Origin of the sequence: Streptomyces sp. NPDC020742, from assembly GCF_040641675.1 — a bacterium.
Taxonomy (GTDB): Bacteria; Actinomycetota; Actinomycetes; order Streptomycetales; family Streptomycetaceae; genus Streptomyces.
The window spans coordinates 38,775-59,358 of sequence record NZ_JBFAEA010000004.1 but is presented as its reverse complement, the minus strand read 5'-3'; the positions used below and the strand labels follow the sequence as shown (position 1 = coordinate 59,358).

Below are 20,584 nucleotides of genomic sequence, written 5' to 3'. Positions count from 1 at the left end.
GGTACCGATCACCGTCCCTCGCAGGGCGTCGGCGCGCCTGCTCCGCACCTGCCCCGGGCACCCGTAACGGGCCAAATGCCCGCGATCCGGCGGTCGTTACCCCGGGGTGTTGTCGAACGGGCCGGTCAGCTGCCGCAGCAGCGCGGCTAGTTCCCGGCGCTGCTGGGGGGAGAGTTCGGCCAGAATGGCGCGCTCCTGGACGAGCAGCCCGGCCAGCGACTGGTCGGCCCGGTCGCGGCCCTCGGCGGTCAGCCTGACCAGCACTCCTCGCCGGTCACTGGGGTCGGGCAGCCGCTCGACCAGGTCCTTCTTGGCCAGCCGGTCGATACGGTTGGTCATCGTCCCGGACGTGACCAGGGTCTGGGTCAGCAGGGCTCCGGGAGAGAGCTGGTACGGCGCCCCGGCCCGGCGCAGCGCCGTCAGCACGTCGAACTCCCAGGGCTCCAGCCCCACCTCGGCGAACGCCATACGGCGGGCCCGGTCGAGGTGTCTGGCCAGCCTGGAGACGCGGCTGAGGACCTCAAGCGGTTCCACGTCGAGGTCCGGGCGCTCACGGCGCCATGCAGCGACCAGTCGGTCGACCTCGTCCTCCATGACGATCAGTGTAGAGGGTTTGTCGACATGAAGTCTCTTGACGTCGAGATATATTTCGCTGGACTATGGGGCATCGTCGGCGGAGGCTCGGTTTCCGGCCGCGTCGGCCCGAACCAGACCGTGCAACCACACCGTGCCAGCCTTTGTGCCAGCCCCGCACAGCGAAAGGGTTTACGACCATGCACGACGCACCGACCTGGGATCCGCAGCAGTACCTTCGTCACTCCGGGCACCGCACCCGCCCCTTCCACGATCTGCTCGCACGGATACCCGAGCTCCCTCGGCAGGGCCGCCCCGCCCGCATCGCCGACCTCGGCTGCGGCCCGGGCAATGTCACCGCCGAACTCACCCTGCGCTGGCCCGACGCCCACATCACCGGCTACGACAACTCCCCGGAGATGCTCAAGGAGGCCGAGAGCTACGCCGGCCCCACCGCCGCCGGCGGCCACCTCGACTTCGCCCCCGCCGACGCCGCCGACTGGGCCCCCGACGAGCCCTACGACCTGATCGTCTCCAACGCGGCACTGCAGTGGGTCCCCAACCACCCGGACTCCTTCGCCCGCTGGATCGACGCCCTCACCCCCGGCGGCACCTTCGCCTTCCAGATCCCCGGCAACTTCACCTCGCCCAGCCACGCCCTGCTCGGCGAGCTCTGCGACTCCCCGCAGTGGCGGGACCGCCTGAACACCCACGGTCGGCGCTTCATCCACATCCTCGAACCCGCCGACTACCTCGAACGCCTCACCGACCTCGGCTGCACCTCCGACGTCTGGGAGACCACCTACGTCCAGCTGCTACAGGGCGACGACCCGGTCCTCGACTGGGTCAAGGGCACCGCGCTGCGCCCCGTCCTGACCGCGCTGGAGGACGACCCGGCCGCCCGCGAGGCCTTCCTCGCCGAATACCGCGACGCCCTCCGCAAGGCCTACCCCACCGGCCACCACGGCACGGTCTTCCCGTTCCGCCGCATCTTCGCCGTCGCCCGCAAGCCCGCGGCCGGCTGACCGACCGGCCGCGCTCGCCGGCCTCGACCGCGTCCAGCCCGCCGCCGGCCTGGGGAGGTCCGGGAAGGCTGCCGGTCCGAGGCCGGAGCGGGGCGGTCCACCCCGCACCGGGTCCGCTCGTCGTGCGGAGCGGGGCGGGGCGGCTACGGGATGGGATCGGCGGGGGCGAGGCCGCCAGGGAAGGCATTGTCGTCACCCATGAGCGAGTAGATTCGAACAGCAGGGAGCGGATGCCGAAATGAGGCGAAGCTGCGCGTCGCGGAAGACGGCCCTTGAGCGTCGGCTTCCCCGAAGCAGCCACAGCGGACGCATGGCGCAAGGTGCAGTGCGCTCAGTGAAACTCCTTACGGAATGAGGTCCTTGTGCGTCAACGTCCCCGGGAAAAGTGCCAGGAATTCCTTGTCCGATGGCACCACGAAGGTTCCCCACGAGTTGTCCATGAACCCGAACTGGAACTCTTTCCCGCTGCTTTCCCGGCGGCGGGTCCAGAGGAGGTCAGCACGGCGGAAGCAGGCGCCCGGCTCTACGGCGGGGATCTCCTGTGACCGGCGGACGTTCTGCACGTACACGAAGCGCAGATGGGTTGCGCTCAACGCCACATACGTGATGACGCCGGTCTCCGCCTGTGGCTGGCCCGCTGCCAGCCACAGGCCGGCCAGGCTGTCCCAGGTTCCGAAGAACCGGCCGTTCCTCTTCTGCCGCTTCGCCCGGTCCGCGGGGTCGTTGGTGGCCCTGACCGGTCCCGGTTTCGGGTCCGTGAGCGTCGCCGATTCAAAGAGGAACGACAGCAATCCGCGCCGTCGGTCCCCCGGACGCCTGCATCCGGCCAGTACCTTCGGCTGCCGCTCGGGCGGCGCGTCGGCGTCGTCCTCCCGGTTGCTGGCCATGGCGCGGCGGACCTCGAAGCTGCCCAGGAGTGTTTCGTCAGCGGGAAGCGCCGAAGCCAGTATCCGATTCAGTTCAGTTGGCACGGTTCCAGGACCCTTCGGTGATGCTCTTTCTCAGGGGCGGGCTGCAGGCATTCTGGGGGTTCGCGTTTCGGGATCGGGCAACGTGCCCATATGGAAGCCGAATCGCCTCTCATCGTAGGGGAGCCGACTCTTCGGGGCGCATTCCGCCCAGGTGAACCTGATAGCACAGGGACTGCTACCCCGATCGGTCCGTGACGCCTTGGTTCCTCCCTCTCAGCCGAAGAGGGAGTCATTGGCAGCGGAGGAGGTGCGGGTGCATGGCGCGATCACTTCTGCGGTGAACGTGCCGGCTTCGGCATTCACGGAGACGGTGAATGAGTGCCCCGCCGACCGCTGGGCGGCCTCGTCCCCGGCCAGAAGACTGACCCGCTCTCCGGTGCTCGCACCATCTGCCGACCACCCTTGCGACGTGAACCATTCGACCACCCGCGGCAGTGCACGGGCGAGGTCGCCGACGCTGACCTCACCGATGTACCAGCTGTGCTGGGCTGAACAGGCGGACCGCAGGCCCTTGGCCCAGCACGCGGCACAGGTGAGCGAGGCGACGTCTCCGCCGCCCATGCGGCCGCGCAGAGCAACGGAGTCCATCAGCCTGCTGGAGTGCCAGTACAGCTCCTGCTTCACCCCCTCTGCTGGTTCGACTGCTGTCGGGGTGCTCTGACTCATGGCGCGATAGTCCTCGATCTCCTGGTCCGTGCACCAGTCGATCGTCTTGAGGATCTCGGCAAAGAGCTCCGAGTGCAGCTCCCAGCCCTCCGGGGACGGGGATGCCAGTTCGAAGATCAGCATTTCCGCGGTGTTCGGCAGCGGCACGAAGACCTGAATCTCGGACTGCGCGACCAGCTCTTCCTGTCCGGTGGGGGAGACTTCTGAGGCCAGAGCGAAGCTGGAGCCACCTACCCGAGCGAGAGCTGGGCCGCATGGAAGTTCCACTGACTGGAGGTCGTCTTCCGGGTGTTTCCTCTCCAGTACTTCCTGGACGGTGCGCAGTGCAGACGCCTCATCCTCGCCGTCGTGCTCGACCTGGCTGGCCATGATCGTCGATACCGTGGGGCGCCCTTCGACCTCCAGGAAGCACAAGCCTGCGTAGATGACGTTGGCCTCCTCCATCGCCTCCAACTGCGCTCCCACTCCGAGCGCGAAGCGAAATTGATCGTCTGCGGAGTGATCGGGCAGGAGGTCGGTGGCGAGCGCATGCAGGCTCTCGACGACCTCGTCGGTATCCGTGCTGTTTACCGGCAGTTCCCGGACGAACTCCGGCATGATCCACCCGATGCGCAGCTGTGAGGAGCGTCGGACTGGCGTTGGTGCGGATGTCGCCTCGGCGCCGGCGGCTGGTTCCGTCAGGGACATTTCTCGACTCTCCTCTTACTCAGGCAGCGAGTGTCCGGTGGAATGTCGCTCCCGAAGTCGCAGCCCGGGCCTCGCCGCCATGATGCTGAGCGACGCCATGAATGAACGAACCCGTTTTCGTGGCGAACTGAATGCCGTGAATGGCGCCGTCCGAAAGTCCCTTGCCCATCGTGCCCAGGCCCTTGTTCATCCACTTCATGCTGAGTGGTTTAGCGAGCCCCTCGCGGATGGCATTGGGTGTTTCCTGCGCGATCTTCTTCACGTTCCCGAGGCCTTTGACGGCTCCACCGACTTTGGCCAGCTTCGATGCGGAGCTGACTCCCTTGAAGCCGGCACCTGCGGCCTTGAACACGCCGCCGACGCCCGGGAGGACGCCGAGGCCGTCCAGCACGATCTTCCACCCCGACGTGCCGTTGCCGCGCGCCATGCCCATCCAGTGCCCTGCCATGGCGCCGGCTGCGCAGACAGCGGAGGCCCCACCGAGGAGGGCGGACGCCGCCTGGCCCACGACGGGAATCACGTTGACGGCCAGTGCCGCCGCCGCCAGCCCGGCGGAGATGGTCGAGAGCGTGTCCGCGTGCTCGACCAGCCAGTCCTTGAATCCCCGCCACGCGCTCTTCAGGCCGTCGACCGCGCGGTTCCACCAGTGGATGTCCGGGGGGTGGTTCTCCGAGGCCTTGAGGATGGCGCGTTCAGCCTCGCCGGCGCGGTCCTTCCACTGGGCGTAGATCCGCTCCGCCTCGCGGACGAGGTCGTCGAGCTTGTCCTGGGAGTGGTCGGCCTTGTCCCGGGCGGAGTCCAGGTCCTTCTCCAGCTGTTTGGCCTTCTCCGGCTCCATCACCTGGCCGAAGTACGGCTCGCACTTGCGGTACACGGCGTTGTAGTGGTCGCGGTCGGAGTCCGCCTGCTTGCGAGCCGTCGCCGCCTCGGCCTCGATCTTCTCGGCCTTGTCCTGGAATCCCTGCAGATGGGTGTGCCAGCCGCGGAGCGCCTTCGCGCAGTCGTGCATGGACTCGCTGCCCTGCCGGAGGTACTTGGGCAGTTCGCCGAGCTTCTTCGCGAACTTCTGGGCGGCCTCGCCCTCCCAGGCGCCGTCGCTCTTGCCGACCGTCTTCAGCAGGTGGTCCAGCTCGTCCAGTTCGTCGCCGACGGACTTCACGTCCGAGGCGAGGGCCTGGATGGCGTGCAGGTCCCCCTTTGCCGGGTTGAAACCGACGCCGGGCCATCCCGAGTCGTCGTCGATGAACATGCTGCGCCAGGACATGGCAATCCCCCTAGATTGATGGCTTCACAAGTCGGACGTGGGCTACTTCTTGCCCATCATCTTGGCGTTCTCTTCCTCGCCCGCCTTATAGGCGTCCAGCGTGGTCTTGAGCTTCTCGTGAATGTCCTTCGCGGCGTCCGCGATCCGCTTGATGCCGTCTCCCCACTGGCCCTGGAATTCATCGCAGGCGTCGTCCAGGCCATCGGTTCCCAGAGCCTTCGGGCCGACCTTGTTGAGGCGTTGCTGGGCGTCGCGCATACGGTCGTCGGCGTTGGCGAGCTTATTGAGCATGCCCTGCACCCGCTCGACATCGATGGTGAAATCTGAACCCATGCCGAATGTCCCCCTCGTGCCTGTGCGTGTGTCGGCGCCGTGTATTCCGTGGCCCGCCGCGGGGAATCCGCGGGAGGCTTCCGTGCGGAATCGGGTACGCCGGTCGGAGCGCCCCGTTGCGGTCGGCGCATCAGTTCACCGTAGCGCGGCTCCGGTGGGTGGGGAAATGCGCCGTGGCTGAAAAGCCCTGGTCGGGTCGGGTGTCATGAGGTAAACGAAGGGAAGTGCGGGATACTTCGCGAGTCTGGTTATTTTCTCGGAAATGTCCGGTACGGGGAGGGTGGCGAAGTGGACGGGCAAAGTTCGGGCCGGGGCGGCAAGGCCCGTCCGGGGCTTTGTCGTTGTGTGGAGAAAGGGCCCCGTACGGCATGACGAAGGCACCCGTGCGGTTGAGGAGGGAAAGCGCCGCGCGGCCGGTCAGTTCTTCCGGTGCCCTATCAACCGAGGTCTCGCCTCCAGGTTTCCCAGGCCGTGCCAGGCCAGGTTGACCAGGTGGGCGGCGACCTCCGCCTTCTTCGGCTTGCGGGTGTCCACCCACCACTGGCCCGTGAGGGCGACCATGCCCACCAGGGCCTGGGCGTAGAGCGGGGCGAGCTTCGGGTCGAAGCCGCGGGCCTTGAACTCCAGGCCGAGGATGTCCTCGACCTGGGTGGCGATATCGCTGATCAGGGAGGCGAAGGTGCCCGTCGACTGGGCCACGGGGGAGTCGCGGACGAGGATGCGGAAGCCGTCGGTGTACGTCTCGATGTAGTCGAGGAGCGCGAACGCGGCCTGCTCCAGGAGCTCGCGCGGGTGGCCGGCGGTCAGCGCGCCGGTCACCATGTCCAGCAGCTGACGCATCTCGCGGTCCACGACCACCGCGTACAGGCCCTCCTTGCCGCCGAAGTGCTCGTAGACCACCGGCTTGGAGACGCCGGCCTTCGCGGCGATCTCCTCCACCGAGGTGCCCTCATAGCCGCGTTCGGCGAAGAGCGTGCGACCGATGTCCAGCAGCTGCTCCCGACGCTCGGCGCCGGTCATCCGGACCCTGCGGGCCCGGCGCGTCGCCGCGGCCGGAGACGGCTTGCCCTTGCTGATGTTCGTGCTGCTGTTCTCGATCGCCACCCGTCAATCATGCCTTCCTCAGCTACCGCTGGGGGGTACCCCCACGCTGGCCGGGTCCTGGCGGCGGGCATCGAGGCGGGATGCGTTCGGCCAGCGGACGTCATACGCCCAGCCCGCCTTCTCGAACCAGCGGATCAGCCGTGCACTGGAATCGAGCTGCCCCTTCAGCACGCCGTGCCGGGCGCAGGTGGGGTCCGCATGGTGCAGGTTGTGCCAGGACTCGCCGCAGGACAGCACCGCCAGCCACCACACGTTCCCGGAGCGGTCACGGGACTTGAAGGGGCGCTTGCCGACCGCATGGCAGATGGAGTTGATCGACCAGGTGACGTGGTGCAGCAGCGCCACCCGGACCAACGAGCCCCAGAAGAACGCGGTCAGCGCGCCCTGCCAGGACCAGGTGGCCAGGCCGCCCACCAGCGGCGGGACCAGCAGCGACACCGTCGTCCACAGCACGAACTGGCGAGAGACGGTGCGGACCGCGTCGTCCTTGATCAGGTCGGGGGCGTACTTGTGCTGCGGCGTCTGCTCCTCGTCGAACATCCAGCCGATGTGCGCCCACCACAGGCCCTTCATCAGGGCCGGGACGGTCTCGCCGAAGCGCCACGGGGAGTGCGGGTCGCCCTCGGCGTCGGAGAACTTGTGGTGTTTGCGGTGGTCGGCCACCCAGCGGACCACCGGGCCCTCCACGGCCAGCGAGCCCATGATCGCCAAGGCGATGCGGAGCGGACGCTTCGCCTTGAACGCGCCATGGGTGAAGTAGCGGTGGAAGCCGATCGTGATGCCGTGGCAGCCGATGAAGTACATCGCCGTCATCAGCGCCAGATCCAGCCAGCTCACCCCCCAGCCCCAGGCCAGCGGCACCGCGGCCACCAGCGCTACGAAGGGGACGGTGATGAAGAGCAGGAGTGTGATCTGTTCCACCGACCGGCGCTGCTCACCACCGAGCGTCGCGGACGGAAACGGAGCGTCGGCGGCCCCGGCGGGCGCACCGGCGGAAAGCGGCGGATCTTCAACGGCTTCAGAACCAGCGGTCATGGTGTCCCTCGTCGGGGGTCGGGGGCACGGCTACGGCTACGGAACCGTAACCTACGGTGTCGTAAGTATGGCAGTGCCCCCGCTACGGGCAAGGGCGTGACAGGCCCCACACCTGCGCCGCCCCGGCAGATGCCCACTCCTCGGACGGTGTGATCTGCCGGAACGGGGCAGACCTATCCTGGGGACGTCGGACAGCGCGGTCCGCAACCCGCCCGCATCAGATCCAGTTCATGCGTCGCCCCGCCACCGCCCACCCATGCGTGCGGTGCCACGCCCCTGATCGCTGCAAGGAGCCGCACCTGTGAGCAGTGCCGACATCACCGCCGCCGAGACCGCAGCCACCGACGGCCCGGAGGCCGGCGACAACATCGCCCTGCGCGCCGACATCCGCCGCCTCGGCGACCTCCTCGGAGAGACCCTCGTCCGGCAGGAAGGCCAGGACCTGCTCGACCTCGTCGAGCGGGTACGCGCCCTGACCCGCTCCGACGGCGAGGCCGCGGCCCGCCTCCTGGGCGAGACCGACCTGGCCACCGCGGCCAAGCTCGTGCGGGCCTACTCCACGTACTTCCACCTGGCCAACGTCACCGAGCAGGTGCACCGAGGCCGCGAGCTGGGCGCCCGGCGCGCCGCCGAGGGCAGCATCCTCGCCCGCACCGCCGACATGCTCAAGGACGCCGACCCCGAGCACCTGCGCGCCACCGCCGCCAACCTCGGCGTACGGCCGGTCTTCACCGCCCACCCCACCGAGGCCGCCCGCCGCTCGGTGCTCACCAAGCTCCGCAAGGTCGCCGAGCTGCTCGACCTCACCGACCCCGGCGAGCGCCGCCGCGCCGACCTGCGGCTGGCCGAGAACATCGACCTCATCTGGCAGACCGACGAGCTGCGGGTGGCCCGCCCCGAGCCCACCGACGAGGCCCGCAACGCCATCTACTACCTCGACGAGCTGGGCCGCGGCGCGGTCGGCGACGTCCTGGAAGACCTCGCCGCCGAGCTGGAGCGGGCCGGCACCGCACTGCCCGCCGGCACCCGCCCGCTCACCTTCGGCACCTGGATCGGCGGCGACCGCGACGGCAACCCCAACGTCACCCCGCAGGTCACCTGGGACGTGCTGATCCTCCAGCACGAGCACGGCATCACCGACGCCCTGGAGCACGTCGACGAGCTGCGCGGCGCGCTGTCCAACTCCATCCGCAACTGCGGCGCCACCGACGAGCTGCTCGCCTCGCTCCAGCACGACCTCGATCTGCTCCCCGAGATCAGCCCCCGCTACAAGCGGCTCAACGCCGAGGAGCCCTACCGCCTCAAGGCCACCTGCGTCCGGCAGAAGCTCCTCAACACCCGCGACCGGCTCGCCGGCGACACCCCGCACGTCCCCGGCCGCGACTACCTCGGCACCGCCGAACTCCTCGACGACCTCACCCTCATCCAGACCTCGCTGCGCGAACACCGCGGCGGCCTGGTCGCCGACGGCCGCCTGGAGCGCACCCTGCGCACCATCGCCGCCTTCGGCCTCCAGCTGGCCACCATGGACATCCGCGAGCACGCCGACGCCCACCACCACGCCCTCGGCCAGCTCTTCGACCGCCTCGGCGAGGAGACCTGGCGCTACGTGGACATGCCGCGCGACTACCGCCGCAAGCTCCTCGCCAAGGAACTGCGCTCCCGCCGCCCGCTGGCGCCCACCCCCGCCCCCCTCGACGAGGCCGGCGCCAAGACCCTGGGCGTCTTCCGCACCATCGGCAAGGCCAAGCAGACCTTCGGCCCCGAAGTCATCGAGTCCTACATCATCTCCATGTGCCAGGGCTCCGACGACGTCTTCGCCGCCACCGTCCTCGCCCGCGAGGCCGGCCTGATCGACCTGCACGCCGGCTGGGCCAAGATCGGCATCGTCCCCCTGCTGGAGACCACCGACGAGCTCAAGATCGCCGACCAGCTCCTCGACGAAATGCTCTCCGACCCCTCCTACCGGCGCCTGGTCGCCCTCCGCGGCGACGTCCAGGAAGTGATGCTCGGCTACTCCGACTCCTCCAAGTTCGGCGGCATCACCACCAGCCAGTGGGAGATCCACCGCGCCCAGCGCCTGCTGCGCGACGTCGCCCACCGGCACGGCGTCCGGCTGCGCCTCTTCCACGGCCGCGGCGGCACCGTCGGCCGCGGCGGCGGCCCCTCGCACGACGCGATCCTCGCCCAGCCCTACGGCACCCTCGAAGGTGAGATCAAGGTCACCGAACAGGGCGAGGTCATCTCCGACAAGTACCTCGTGCCGTCACTGGCCCGCGAGAACCTCGAACTGACCGTCGCCGCCACCCTCCAGGCGTCCGCCCTGCACACCGCCCCCCGCCAGTCCGACGAGGCCCTCGCCCGCTGGGACGCGGCCATGGAGACCGTCTCCGACGCCGCCCACGGCGCCTACCGCCGGCTCGTCGAGGACCCCGACCTGCCCGCGTACTTCTTCGCCTCCACCCCCGTCGACCAGCTCGCCGAACTCCACCTCGGCTCCCGCCCGTCCCGCCGCCCCGACTCCGGCGCCGGCCTCGACGGACTGCGCGCCATCCCGTGGGTCTTCGGCTGGACCCAGTCCCGGCAGATCGTCCCCGGCTGGTTCGGCGTCGGCACCGGCCTCAAGGCCGCCCGCGAGGCCGGACTCGACACCGTCCTCGACGAGATGCACGAGCACTGGCACTTCTTCCGCAACTTCCTGTCCAACGTCGAGATGACCCTCGCCAAGACCGACCTGCGGATCGCCCAGCACTACGTCGACACCCTCGTCCCCGACGAGCTCAAGCACATCTTCGACGTCATCAAGACCGAGCACGAACTCACCGTCGCCGAGGTCCTGCGCGTCACCGGGGAGAAGGAGCTGCTCGACGCGAGCCCCGTCCTCCAGCAGACCTTCCACATCCGCGACGCCTACCTCGACCCGATCTCCTACCTCCAGGTCTCCCTGCTGCACCGCCAGCGCACCGCAGCCGAAAGCGGCGCCGAACCCGACCCGGTCCTCGCCCGCGCCCTGCTGCTCACCGTCAACGGCGTCGCCGCGGGCCTGCGCAACACCGGCTGACCCCGACCGGCTCGCACACACCACGGCGGCCCGCCCCCATGGAGAGGGGGACGGGCCGCCGTCGTACGTCCTGACCCACAAGGGCCGCACACCACGGGCTACATCGCCGCGAACGCCGCCCCCAGCAGCACCGCGCCCAGCAGCCCCATCACCCACGCCGTACGCCGCAGCCGCATCCCCCCGGCCACCACCAGCGCCGCCAGCAACAGCGCCCCCGCGAACGGCACCCAGGCGTGCAGCACCCCAGCCGCACCGGTCCGCACCGCATGCGCCGTGCCCGGCTTCAGCACCACCTCGACCCGCTCGCCCTTGTCCGGCGCCGCCCCCGCGGCGATCGACACCTTCGCCCGCGGCCCGCCCTTCCCCGCCGTCGGCACGTACGGGCCGGTGCACGTCTCCTCCGTGCACGACGACACCGTCATCGTGCCCCGGCCCTCCGCCTTGACGAGCATCGCGTACTGCGCGGTGTTCCACGACGTCCAGACCCCCGCCACCAGCAGGAGCAGCGCCAGCAGACCCATCACCCCGGTCCTGGCCACGAGCAGCAGCCCGAAGGCGCTCTCACCCAGCCTCCGGCTACGACTGCGTCGGACCGAACTGGTGCGCGTACTGGTTCTGGGCATGGCGGCGATACTTGGCCATCCACCGGCGCCCGGTCAACCTCCGACGACCATTCGTCAGGGCCTGACCCGCGCTGTCCCGTTCAGGAGTTGTACGTGCCCTGCGCCCGTTCCAACCCGTCCACGATCAGGGTCTCCACCGCGTCCGCCGCCCGGTCCACGAAGTAGTCCAGCTCCCGCCGCTCCACCGACGAGAAATCCTTCAGCACGAAGTCCGCCACCTGCATCCGCCCCGGCGGCCGCCCGATCCCGAACCGCACCCGGTGGTACTCCGCACCCAGCGACTTCGTGATCGACTTCAGCCCGTTGTGGCCGTTGTCGCCACCCCCCAGCTTCAGCCGCAACGCACCGAAATCAATGTCCAACTCATCATGGATCGCCACGATATTGGCCACCGGCACCTTGTAGAAATCCCGCAGCGCGGTCGTCGGCCCGCCCGACAGATTCATAAACGACGACGGCTTGGCCACCACCACCCGGCGGCTGCCCGGACCCGGCGGCCCGATCCGGCCCTCCACCACCTGCGCCCGCGCCTTGTGCGCCTTGAAACGGCCCCCCATCCGCTCGGCGAGCAGATCGGCTACCAAGAACCCCACATTGTGCCGGTTGCCGGCGTACTCAGGACCGGGATTGCCCAGCCCCACCACCAGCCACGGGCTGACTGCATCCGTCATCTGCACGCTCCTTCAACGACGCGACCGTCGCCCCGCGCAGCAGCGCGGAACGACGGTCACAGCGAAACACACCGGGGCGCGCCCACGACGGAGACCGCCGGCGCCCTCCCCGGAAGGGGAATCAGGCCTCGGCGCCCGCTTCGCCCTCTTCAGCGCCCTCCTCGGCCGGAGCCTCGGCCTGCGCCGCGATGACCTGCAGCACGACCGCGTCCTCCTCGACGGCCAGCGAGGAGCCGGACGGCAGCGCAATGTCCTTGGCCAGCACCGAAGCACCGGCGTCCAGGCCCTCCACGGACACCGTGACCGACTCCGGGATGTGCGTGGCCTCGGCCTCGACCGGCAGCGCGTTCAGGACGTGCTCCAGCACGTGCTGGCCCGGGGCCAGGTCACCCTCGACGACGATCGGCACCTCGACGGCGACCTTCTCGCCCTTCTTCACGGCCAGGAAGTCCACGTGCACCAGGAAGCGACGGATCGCCTCACGCTGCACGTCCTTGGGGATGACCAGCTCGGACTGGCCGTCGAACTCCAGGCGGATCAGGGCGTTCGGGGTCTTCAGCGCCATCATCAGCGCGTGGCTGTCGATCGCCACGTGCTTCGGGTCGGCACCGTGGCCGTACACCACCGCGGGGACCTTGTTCTCGCGCCGCGCGCGACGGGCGGCACCCTTGCCGAAGTCGGAACGGACCTCGGCGGCAAGCTTGATCTCAGCCATGACGCACTCCTCGTGATCTCAGAAACATCTGGTGGGCGTCACCCGGCCCACGACAGACCTGCTACGAAGAGCGCGTCGATAACGGAGCACCACCACACAGGGGCGGCCTCCCTCGCCGAGCAACTCCACGAGTCTACCCGGCGGGAAGGCCGCCCCAAAGTCGATCAGTGCGGACCTAGCTCACCGCACGCCTCACTGCTCCTCGAAGAGGCTCGTCACCGAACCGTCCTCGAACACCTCACGGAGCGCCCGGGCGATCGTCGGCGCCATCGACAGCACCGTGATCTTGTCGAGCTCCAGCTCCGACGGCGTCGGCAGGGTGTTGGTGAACACAAACTCGCTCACCTTGGAGTTCTTCAGCCGGTCCGCGGCCGGACCCGACAGCACACCGTGCGTCGCCGTCACGATCACATCGGACGCACCGTTCGCGAACAGCGCGTCGGCCGCCGCGCAGATCGTGCCACCGGTGTCGATCATGTCGTCGACCAGGACACACACCCGGCCCTTCACATCACCGACGACCTCGTGCACCGTGACCTGGTTCGCCACGTCCTTGTCGCGCCGCTTGTGCACGATCGCCAGCGGCGCACCCAGCCGGTCGCACCAGCGGTCGGCCACCCGCACCCGGCCCGCGTCCGGCGAGACCACCGTCAGCTTGTCCCGGTCGACCTTCGCACCCACGTAGTCGGCCAGCACCGGCAGCGCGAACAGGTGGTCCACCGGGCCGTCGAAGAAGCCCATGATCTGGTCCGTGTGCAGATCCACCGTCACCACACGGTCCGCACCCGCGGTCTTCATCAGATCGGCGATCAGCCGCGCGGAAATCGGCTCACGGCCACGGTGCTTCTTGTCCTGACGCGCATAACCGTAGAACGGAACGACCACGGTGATGCTCCGGGCCGAAGCCCGCTTCAACGCATCAATCATGATCAGCTGTTCCATGATCCACTTATTGATCGGAGCCGTGTGGCTCTGAATCAAAAAGCAATCCGCGCCACGCGCCGACTCCTGATAACGGACATAGATCTCACCGTTGGCGAAGTCGAAAGCCTTCGTCGGGACCAGCCCCACACCCAGCTGATGCGCGACCTCCTCCGCCAGCTCGGGGTGGGCGCGGCCGGAGAAGAGCATCAGCTTCTTCTCGCCGGTCGTCTTGATCCCGGTCACAGCAAATCTCCTCGAATCACAGTTTGCCTGCGCTCATCACGGTACGCCCCGCACGGCGGACCCGTTGCACGATCACTGCTCGCCCTCCGACTCCCGGCGAGCAGCCGCAGCAGCCTGCGCGGCGGCACTTCCGGGCCGCTTACGCGCGACCCAGCCCTCGATATTCCGCTGCTGGCCGCGCGCGACCGCCAGCGAACCCGGGGGCACATCCTTGGTAATCACCGAGCCGGCCGCTGTATATGCGCCGTCCCCGACCGTGACCGGAGCCACAAACATGTTGTCCGACCCCGTCTTGCAATGCGAACCGACCGTGGTGTGGTGCTTGGCCTCACCGTCGTAGTTCACAAAGACACTCGCCGCACCGATATTGGTGAACTCACCAATGGTCGCATCCCCCACATACGACAGATGCGGCACCTTCGTGCCCTCACCGATCGACGCGTTCTTCATCTCCACGTACGTACCGGCCTTCGACTTCGGACCCAGATCCGTCCCCGGACGCAGATACGCATACGGACCCACCTGCGCCCCCGCGCCGATCCGCGCACCATCGGCCACCGTGAACGACACCACCGCATCCACGCCCACCGACGTGTCCGCCAGCCGCGACTGCGGGCCCACCTCGGCGCCCGTGGCCAGATGCGTCGTCCCCAGCAGCTGGGTACCGGGGTGCACCACGGCGTCCTGCTCGAACGTCACCGACACATCCACCCACGTCGACGCCGGGTCCACGACCGTCACACCGGCGAGCATCGCCCGCTCCAGCAGCCGCTCGTTCAGCAGCCGGCGCGCCTCGGCCAGCTGCACCCGGTTGTTGATCCCGAGGATCTCCCGGTGGTCGGCCGCCACGGCCGCCCCCACCCGATGCCCGGCCTCCCGCACGATGCCGAGCACATCCGTCAGGTACTCCTCGCCCTGGCTGTTGTCCGTGCGCACCTTGCCCAGCGCATCGACCAGCAGGCGGGCGTCGAAGGCGAACACCCCGGAATTGATCTCCCGGATCGCCCGCTGGGCCTCGGACGCGTCCTTGTGCTCGACGATCGCGGTGACGGCGCCGGAGGCCCCGTCCCGCACGATGCGTCCGTAACCGGTCGCGTCCGGCACCTCGGCCGACAGGACCGTCACGGCGTTCCCGTCCGCGGCGTGCGTCGTGCTGAGCCGCTGGAGGGTGTCGCCGGTCAGCAGCGGGGTGTCGCCGCAGACCACGATGACCGTGCCGTCGAGGGCCACACCGCGGTCACCGAGCTCCTCCAGCGCGGTGCGGACCGCGTGGCCGGTGCCCTTCTGCTCGTGCTGTACGGCGGTGTGTGCGGCCGGGTCGATCTCGGACAGGTGGCCCTGCACCTGCTCACGGGCGTGACCGACGACCACGATCAGATTCTCGGGGTCCAGCTCACGGGCTGCTGCGACGACATGTCCGACGAGGGAGCGGCCGCAGAGGGTGTGCAGGACCTTTGGGGTCGCCGACTTCATGCGGGTTCCCTCACCCGCTGCGAGAACGACGACGGCTGCCGGGCGGTTGGCGCTCACGGGGATGCCCTTCGGCTTCTTGGCTACTTCGGGTGGTGGTCACCCGAAGGATACCGGTGCGTATTGCAGCCGAAACGCGGGCGGGTCCTGACCTGGTGGTCAGGACCCGGAGAAGTAGGGAGAAGCGGATGGGGTGGTGTGGCTCCCCTGCCAGGACTCGAACCCGGACATAAGGCACCAAAAGCCTCAGTGCTGCCAATTACACCACAGGGGATAGCAAGTTGGGTCAAGTCGGACATTCGTCCGGCCTGCCCTGCGTGGCACCCCACACTATGCCGTACCACCAGCCTTCGATGCGACGATATAGCTCCGCACTTTGCAGCACTCTGATCACCAGGCAGCCGTGGTAGTGCTCGCCGGTGTTCTTGCGGTTGGTCTTCGGGTTGTGCTTCTTGAGCGTGGTCTTCTGGAGCGTCGCGACGTCGACGCCCACGAGATCGGCCCAGTAGCGCTCCGCGGCCCCCGCGTCGGCCGTGGCGTGGATCATCACGCGGTAGCCGATGCGCTCCGGTTCCACGCCCAGCAGGCGTAGCCAGGCCAGGAAGGTGCGGATCACGCCCGGGTCGCTGTTGACGAAGGCGACGTGTTCGCGCGGGTCGTGCGGCTTGCGCTTGGCGCCTTCGGCCCAGTACAGGGCCGCGCCCGTGAGGAGCAGCTCCCGGTCCGAGAGGGCGCCGATCTCGCTCGCGGCCCTGGCCCTGACCTCTTCCCGCTGCCGGTCCCGCGCCTCGCGGTACGGCGCCCAGCGAGCCTCGCGCATCCGGTGCAGCGATTCCGGGGACCTCTCCGGCCTGGGGAGGTCGCGGACCCACAGCGAGACCGAGCTCTTGGACACGCCGAGCTCCGCAGCGATCCGGTCGTAGGTCCAGGCTTGTCGGCGGAGCTCGCGGGCTTTCGCCCGCAGGTCGTCCTTGGCGTTGGGGCGCTTGGTCCACTCGGGCGGCGGTTCGCCCTCCAGGAGGCGGGTCAGGGCGGCGTCGGGCACCCCCAGGCGGTCGCGGATCTGGCGGCGGCTGAGGCCGGCGCGGCGCAGGGCGACGGCCTGGGGGCGTAACGCGGCGTGGTCGGGGGTTTCCCGATGGGTGTTCGGCATGGGAACAGCGTGTCGCGTACGGGTGTGTGAGGCGGGGAAAAGCTGGGCGATTCCGCACTTCGGGGGATAACCGGCGGTAAGGGCTTGTAATGGGTCAGACCTCGGCGTGGCAACTCTTAGGGGGATCCCCGGCGGGCGCCCGTAGGCTGGTCGGTATGACCACGACGGGGGCAGGCGAAGGTGTGGGTGCGCGGGGTGCGCCGGTGAGCGGGCCGTGGTGGTGGGCCCGGCGGCGGAGCGCGGTGTTGGACGTGCTGCTGGCGGTGGCGTCCGCGGTGGAGTGTGCGGTCGAGGGCGTCAATTTCGCGGGTGAGGCGCGGCTGCCGGAGGTGGCCGGGGTGCTGCTCGGCTTGCTGGTGGGTTCGGTGCTGCTGGTGCGGCGCCGGTGGCCGGTGGCCGTGGTGCTGGTGTCGATAGCGGTGATGCCCGCGGAGATGGGCGGGCTGCTGAGTGTGGTGGGGCTGTACACGCTCGCCGCGTCGGACCTGCCGCGCCGGGTCATCGCGCTGCTGGTGGGGATGACGGTGACCGGGACGTTGGTGACGACGTTCCTCGGTCTGCGGCAGGACGTGGCCACGCAGGAGGACTTCCATCCGCCGGGCTGGTTCGTGCCGGTGATGGCGCTCGCGGTGGGGCTGGTGCTGACGGCCCCGCCAGTGTTGTGGGGCCTGTACATCGGGGCCCGGCGGCGGCTGGTGGAGAGTCTGCGGGAGCGGGCGGACGGTCTGGAGCGGGAGTTGTCGCTGCTGGCGGAGCGGGCCGAGGAGCGTGCGGAGTGGGCGCGTAATGAGGAGCGGACCCGGATCGCGCGGGAGATGCACGATGTGGTGGCGCACCGGGTGAGTCTGATGGTGGTGCATGCGGCGGCGCTGCAGGCGGTGGCGCTGAAGGATCCGGAGAAGGCGTCGCGGAATGCGGTGCTGGTCGGTGACATGGGCCGGCAGGCGCTGACGGAGCTGCGGGAGATGCTCGGGGTGCTGCGGACGGCCGATGGGGCGGCGGTGCGGCCTGGTGCGGGGGCGGATGCGCCGGAGCGGTTGGCGGAGGTGGCGTCGCGGGCCGGGGCGAAGGCGCAGGCCGTGGTGCGGTCGTCGGTGCCGGCGCAGGCGCCGGCCGGCGGGGCGGTTGCCGCGGGGGTGGTGGAGCCGGACGGGGAGGGGCCCTCGCTCGCCGATCTGGGGGATCTGGTGGGGCAGTCCCGGGCGGCCGGGATGGTGGTGGAGCTTTCGGTCGATGGGGCTGTAGACGCTTCCGGGGACGGGTCCGTAGACGGATCCGGGGACGGGGAGGGTGAGTCGGCCGGGGGTGGCGGGCGTCGGTATGCGCCGGGGGTGGAGCAGGCGGTCTACCGGGTGGTGCAGGAGGCGCTGACCAATGTGCACAAGCATGCGCCGGGGGCCCGGGCGCGGGTGCGGTTGGCGCACCGGGACGGTGAGTTGGCGGTGCAGGTGGAGAACGGGCCGGTGGAGAGCGGTGCGGCGGATGCGGGGCTGCCGAGCGGTGGCAACGGTCTGGTGGGGATGCGGGAGCGGGTGACGGCCCTGGGGGGCGTGTTCGTCTCGGGGCCGACGGAGGCGGGGGGCTTCCGGGTCTCGGCGGTGGTGCCGGCCGCGGTGCCGGCGGGCTGAGTCCGCCGGGCGGAGCGTGCTGGGCCGCCGCCGTGGGGCGGGCGGCCCGGTCGCGTCAGCCGGCGACGCCGAGCCGGCTGGGCCGGGTGCCCAGCACCAGTGTGCCCAGGGCCGCGTCGATGTCGGGTCCGAGGTACCAGTCGCCGGTGTGGTCGAGGCTGTAGACGCGGCCTTCGGCGTCGATGGCGAGGGTGGCCTGGGTGTAGACGGTGCCGTTGAGGTCGGTGAGTTCCTCGCGCCCGAGGGGGGCGACGTCGGTGTCGAGGGCGCGGCCGAGGTCGCCGAGGGTACGGGCGAGGTGGAGGCCGTGCAGCGGGTCGATCACGAAGGGTGTGGGGGCGATGTGGCGGCCGGGGCCAGCGCCGGCGATGTGCAGGCCGCCGAACTCAGCCCAGGCTTCGACGGCGGTGGGGAAGACGGTGTGCCGGTGGCCGGCGGGGGAGGTGTGGGCGCGCAGGGCGTCGGCCCAGTGTTCGGCCTGGTGTATGTCCCAGCGGCCGGGTTGCCAGCCGGCGTTCTGGAGGGCGACGTCCACGGCCGCGGGGAAGCGGGTGGAGTCGGTGCGGTCGTGGGTGGGGGTGCGGGGGCCGGGGGTGGTGGGCGACATGGTGGCGGTCAGCTTCCTGTGGGCGTCGCGCCGACGGGCATGACGCCGAAGTGGGCGAGGAGGGCGTCGCAGGAGCGGCAGGGTGGGGCGTAGCTGCCGTGCTGGGGGTCGCCGTCCTCGCGGATGTGACGTGCGGTGATCTTGGAGTGTCTCAGGGCGCGGCGGGCCTCGCCGTTGGTGAGGGGCTTGCGGGAGGCGCGCTTGGAGCGGCTGCCTTCGACGGCGGTGAGGTGTCGGGAGAGCAGGACGGCCTCGGGGCACCGGCCGGTGAAGCGTTCCCGCTGTCCGGTGGCGAGGGTGTCGAGGAAGTCCTGTACGAGGGGGTGCAGGGCGGGGGGTTGTTCGCCGCGTCCCGCGGTGCAGGTGAGGGTTTGTCCGCGTACGGACAGGGCAGCGCCGATGGTGGGGAGGATGCCGTCGCGGCGTTGGTGGAGCGTGGGTGCGCGGTCGGCGTCGGCGGTGCCGCTCCAGCCGATGCGAGGGTCCCCGGCGGCGCTGCCGTGGCGTGTGGTGGTGCTCATGGTGCTGCTTTCCCTCCCTGCAATCCCCCCGGTTGCGGGGGATCAGACTGCCAAATGTGCTGGGTGTTCCGGTAGTCGGACGGCCTGTCGCAGAGATCACGAAGAGCTGACGGGGTGTCGGTCGGCGGTCAACGGGGCTGGTGAGCGGGGTGGTGCGCGGGGGGGCTCGTAGGTGGTGCGGCGGTGGGTGACGTCGGTGTGTCGCGGGGCTGACGTGCGGGGGGACGGGGCGCGGGCGGCTGTTGCGGCACGGCTTAGGCTGTGCCTCAAAGCCAGCTTCAGCCAGGGGGCAACCGCGATGACGTCAGGTCGGCCAGGGCTGGGAGTTCCTCCCGGCCCCCAGGCGGCGGGACATGCCGCGCCACCGAATTCGGCCTATGCCGGGCAGGTCGTGCATTTTCCGGACCCGGTGCGTGCCGCACGGTACCCCGCCGGGGTGCGGATGGACGAGCGGGGCTTCCCGGAGTTCACGCCGTATGCGCGGGCCGCGGCGGAGATCGCCGAGCCGCCGGAGGGCTTCGGCGTCGACGAGTTGCGGCTGACCGACTATGTGTCGGCGAACGCGGCGCTGCACGCCCAGGGCCACGAGCTGTGGATAGATGTGCCGGCCGTGGCGACCCCGCACGGCTGGACCTGGCATCACGTGGCCGGTACGCGGCGGATGGAGCTGATCCCGGTCGAGGTGAAGGCGCTGCTGCGGCACCACGGCGGGCTGGCGACGGCGCCCGTGGCGCACGACAAGCGGGGGACCAGGCCGTTGCAGGAGACCCGGCCGGCGCACTTCGGGCTGCCGCACCGCGATCTGGCGGTGGGTGAGGAGCAGGTGGCGCAGGCCGAGGAGACGCTCGGCTACCGACTGCCGGGCGCCTACCGCTCGTTCTTGAAGGCGGCGGGCGGCTGTGCGCCCGTCGGGGCGGCGCTGGACGCGGAGTTGGGGCTGCTGGTCGACCAGCCGTTCTTCTCGGTGCGCGATGACGCGGCGGTCAACGACCTGGTGTACGTGAACAAGTGCCTGCGGGACCACGTCACCAAGGACTACCTGGGCGTGGTGTTCGTCCAGGGGGGTGTGGTCGCGGTGAAGGTGCGCGGCGAGGCGGTGGGCTCGGTGTGGTTCTGCCCGTACGACGACGCCCGGGACCAGGACGGCTGGACGGTGCAGGAGCGGGTGGAGCGGCTGCTGCTGCCCTGCGGCGCGGATTTCGACGAGTTCCTGGAGCGGTTGGCGGGCAATCCGCCGGAGTTGGAGACGGTGGCGGACCTGATGGTGGACGGCGGATTCGCGTATGCCGTTCCGGTGGGGGGCTGAGCGC

At 69.8% G+C, this 20,584-nt stretch carries 19 protein-coding genes and 1 tRNA gene; 4 read left to right on the top strand and 16 right to left on the bottom strand.

Going from position 1 to position 20,584, the window contains the following annotated elements; all coding sequences use genetic code 11:
- Window positions 1-96 precede the first annotated feature (96 nt).
- Complete coding sequence (locus AB0G84_RS09685) at window positions 97-594, bottom strand: MarR family transcriptional regulator (RefSeq protein WP_361317958.1); 498 nt, start codon at window positions 592-594, stop codon at window positions 97-99.
- Between the two features lie 179 nt (window positions 595-773).
- On the opposite strand from AB0G84_RS09685, the gene AB0G84_RS09680 reads away from it, so the two are divergent.
- Window positions 774-1,598, top strand: coding sequence for a trans-aconitate 2-methyltransferase (locus AB0G84_RS09680; RefSeq protein WP_361317956.1), 825 nt, complete (start codon window positions 774-776; stop codon window positions 1,596-1,598).
- 344 nt (window positions 1,599-1,942) lie between these two features.
- Here the strand turns inward: AB0G84_RS09680 and AB0G84_RS09675 are convergent, their stop codons facing one another.
- The 6 genes from AB0G84_RS09675 to AB0G84_RS09650 all read right to left on the bottom strand — a co-directional run bounded on the left by AB0G84_RS09675 (window position 1,943) and on the right by AB0G84_RS09650 (window position 7,658).
- The gene (locus AB0G84_RS09675; RefSeq protein ID WP_361317954.1) at window positions 1,943-2,569 is read right to left on the bottom strand and encodes a hypothetical protein; all 627 of its coding nucleotides are present in this window, start codon (window positions 2,567-2,569) and stop codon (window positions 1,943-1,945) included.
- A gap of 213 nt (window positions 2,570-2,782) precedes the next feature.
- Entirely contained in the window at window positions 2,783-3,922 is a 1,140-nt protein-coding gene (locus AB0G84_RS09670) for a hypothetical protein (protein WP_361317952.1), read from the bottom strand.
- A gap of 19 nt (window positions 3,923-3,941) precedes the next feature.
- The gene (locus AB0G84_RS09665) at window positions 3,942-5,171 is read right to left on the bottom strand and encodes a putative T7SS-secreted protein (RefSeq protein ID WP_361317950.1); all 1,230 of its coding nucleotides are present in this window, start codon (window positions 5,169-5,171) and stop codon (window positions 3,942-3,944) included.
- Between the two features lie 57 nt (window positions 5,172-5,228).
- Complete coding sequence (locus AB0G84_RS09660; RefSeq protein ID WP_361317948.1) at window positions 5,229-5,519, bottom strand: type VII secretion target; 291 nt, start codon at window positions 5,517-5,519, stop codon at window positions 5,229-5,231.
- Between the two features lie 417 nt (window positions 5,520-5,936).
- Window positions 5,937-6,623, bottom strand: a complete 687-nt coding sequence (locus tag AB0G84_RS09655) for a TetR/AcrR family transcriptional regulator (protein ID WP_361317944.1) — start codon at window positions 6,621-6,623, stop codon at window positions 5,937-5,939.
- Between the two features lie 18 nt (window positions 6,624-6,641).
- Window positions 6,642-7,658, bottom strand: coding sequence for a fatty acid desaturase (locus tag AB0G84_RS09650; protein WP_361317942.1), 1,017 nt, complete (start codon window positions 7,656-7,658; stop codon window positions 6,642-6,644).
- A 316-nt stretch (window positions 7,659-7,974) separates the two neighbouring features.
- Between AB0G84_RS09650 and ppc the strand changes: the two genes are divergently transcribed.
- Entirely contained in the window at window positions 7,975-10,719 is a 2,745-nt protein-coding gene (ppc, locus tag AB0G84_RS09645; protein WP_361318557.1) for a phosphoenolpyruvate carboxylase, read from the top strand.
- A gap of 98 nt (window positions 10,720-10,817) precedes the next feature.
- Here ppc and AB0G84_RS09640 read toward each other — a convergent pair whose 3' ends face one another.
- From AB0G84_RS09640 to AB0G84_RS09610, 7 genes are all read right to left on the bottom strand, one after another.
- Entirely contained in the window at window positions 10,818-11,342 is a 525-nt protein-coding gene (locus AB0G84_RS09640) for a hypothetical protein (protein WP_361317940.1), read from the bottom strand.
- A gap of 80 nt (window positions 11,343-11,422) precedes the next feature.
- Entirely contained in the window at window positions 11,423-12,013 is a 591-nt protein-coding gene (gene pth, locus AB0G84_RS09635) for an aminoacyl-tRNA hydrolase (RefSeq protein ID WP_361317938.1), read from the bottom strand.
- A gap of 121 nt (window positions 12,014-12,134) precedes the next feature.
- Window positions 12,135-12,728, bottom strand: coding sequence for a 50S ribosomal protein L25/general stress protein Ctc (locus AB0G84_RS09630; protein ID WP_361317936.1), 594 nt, complete (start codon window positions 12,726-12,728; stop codon window positions 12,135-12,137).
- 192 nt (window positions 12,729-12,920) lie between these two features.
- Window positions 12,921-13,895, bottom strand: coding sequence for a ribose-phosphate diphosphokinase (locus tag AB0G84_RS09625; RefSeq protein WP_361317934.1), 975 nt, complete (start codon window positions 13,893-13,895; stop codon window positions 12,921-12,923).
- Window positions 13,896-13,967: 72 nt separating this feature from the next.
- Window positions 13,968-15,425 (bottom strand): bifunctional UDP-N-acetylglucosamine diphosphorylase/glucosamine-1-phosphate N-acetyltransferase GlmU, encoded by a 1,458-nt coding sequence (gene glmU, locus AB0G84_RS09620; protein ID WP_361317932.1) that lies wholly within the window; start codon window positions 15,423-15,425, stop codon window positions 13,968-13,970.
- A 139-nt stretch (window positions 15,426-15,564) separates the two neighbouring features.
- Window positions 15,565-15,639: transfer RNA gene (locus AB0G84_RS09615), tRNA-Gln, on the bottom strand.
- Window positions 15,640-15,651: 12 nt separating this feature from the next.
- Entirely contained in the window at window positions 15,652-16,518 is an 867-nt protein-coding gene (locus AB0G84_RS09610) for a hypothetical protein (protein WP_361317930.1), read from the bottom strand.
- A 155-nt stretch (window positions 16,519-16,673) separates the two neighbouring features.
- On the opposite strand from AB0G84_RS09610, the gene AB0G84_RS09605 reads away from it, so the two are divergent.
- Window positions 16,674-18,146: a histidine kinase gene (locus AB0G84_RS09605; RefSeq protein ID WP_361317928.1), complete on the top strand. Its 1,473-nt coding sequence runs from the start codon at window positions 16,674-16,676 to the stop codon at window positions 18,144-18,146.
- A 55-nt stretch (window positions 18,147-18,201) separates the two neighbouring features.
- On the opposite strand, the gene AB0G84_RS09600 is transcribed toward AB0G84_RS09605, so the two are convergent.
- The gene (locus AB0G84_RS09600; protein WP_361317926.1) at window positions 18,202-18,753 is read right to left on the bottom strand and encodes an SUKH-3 domain-containing protein; all 552 of its coding nucleotides are present in this window, start codon (window positions 18,751-18,753) and stop codon (window positions 18,202-18,204) included.
- A gap of 8 nt (window positions 18,754-18,761) precedes the next feature.
- Window positions 18,762-19,274 (bottom strand): YwqJ-related putative deaminase, encoded by a 513-nt coding sequence (locus AB0G84_RS09595; protein WP_361317924.1) that lies wholly within the window; start codon window positions 19,272-19,274, stop codon window positions 18,762-18,764.
- A gap of 298 nt (window positions 19,275-19,572) precedes the next feature.
- Here AB0G84_RS09595 and AB0G84_RS09590 point away from each other — a divergent pair, with 298 nt between their 5' ends.
- Window positions 19,573-20,580 carry an HNH endonuclease gene (locus tag AB0G84_RS09590; RefSeq protein WP_361317922.1) on the top strand — a complete coding sequence of 336 codons (1,008 nt, stop codon included), beginning with the start codon at window positions 19,573-19,575 and terminating at the stop codon, window positions 20,578-20,580.
- Window positions 20,581-20,584 lie beyond the last annotated feature (4 nt).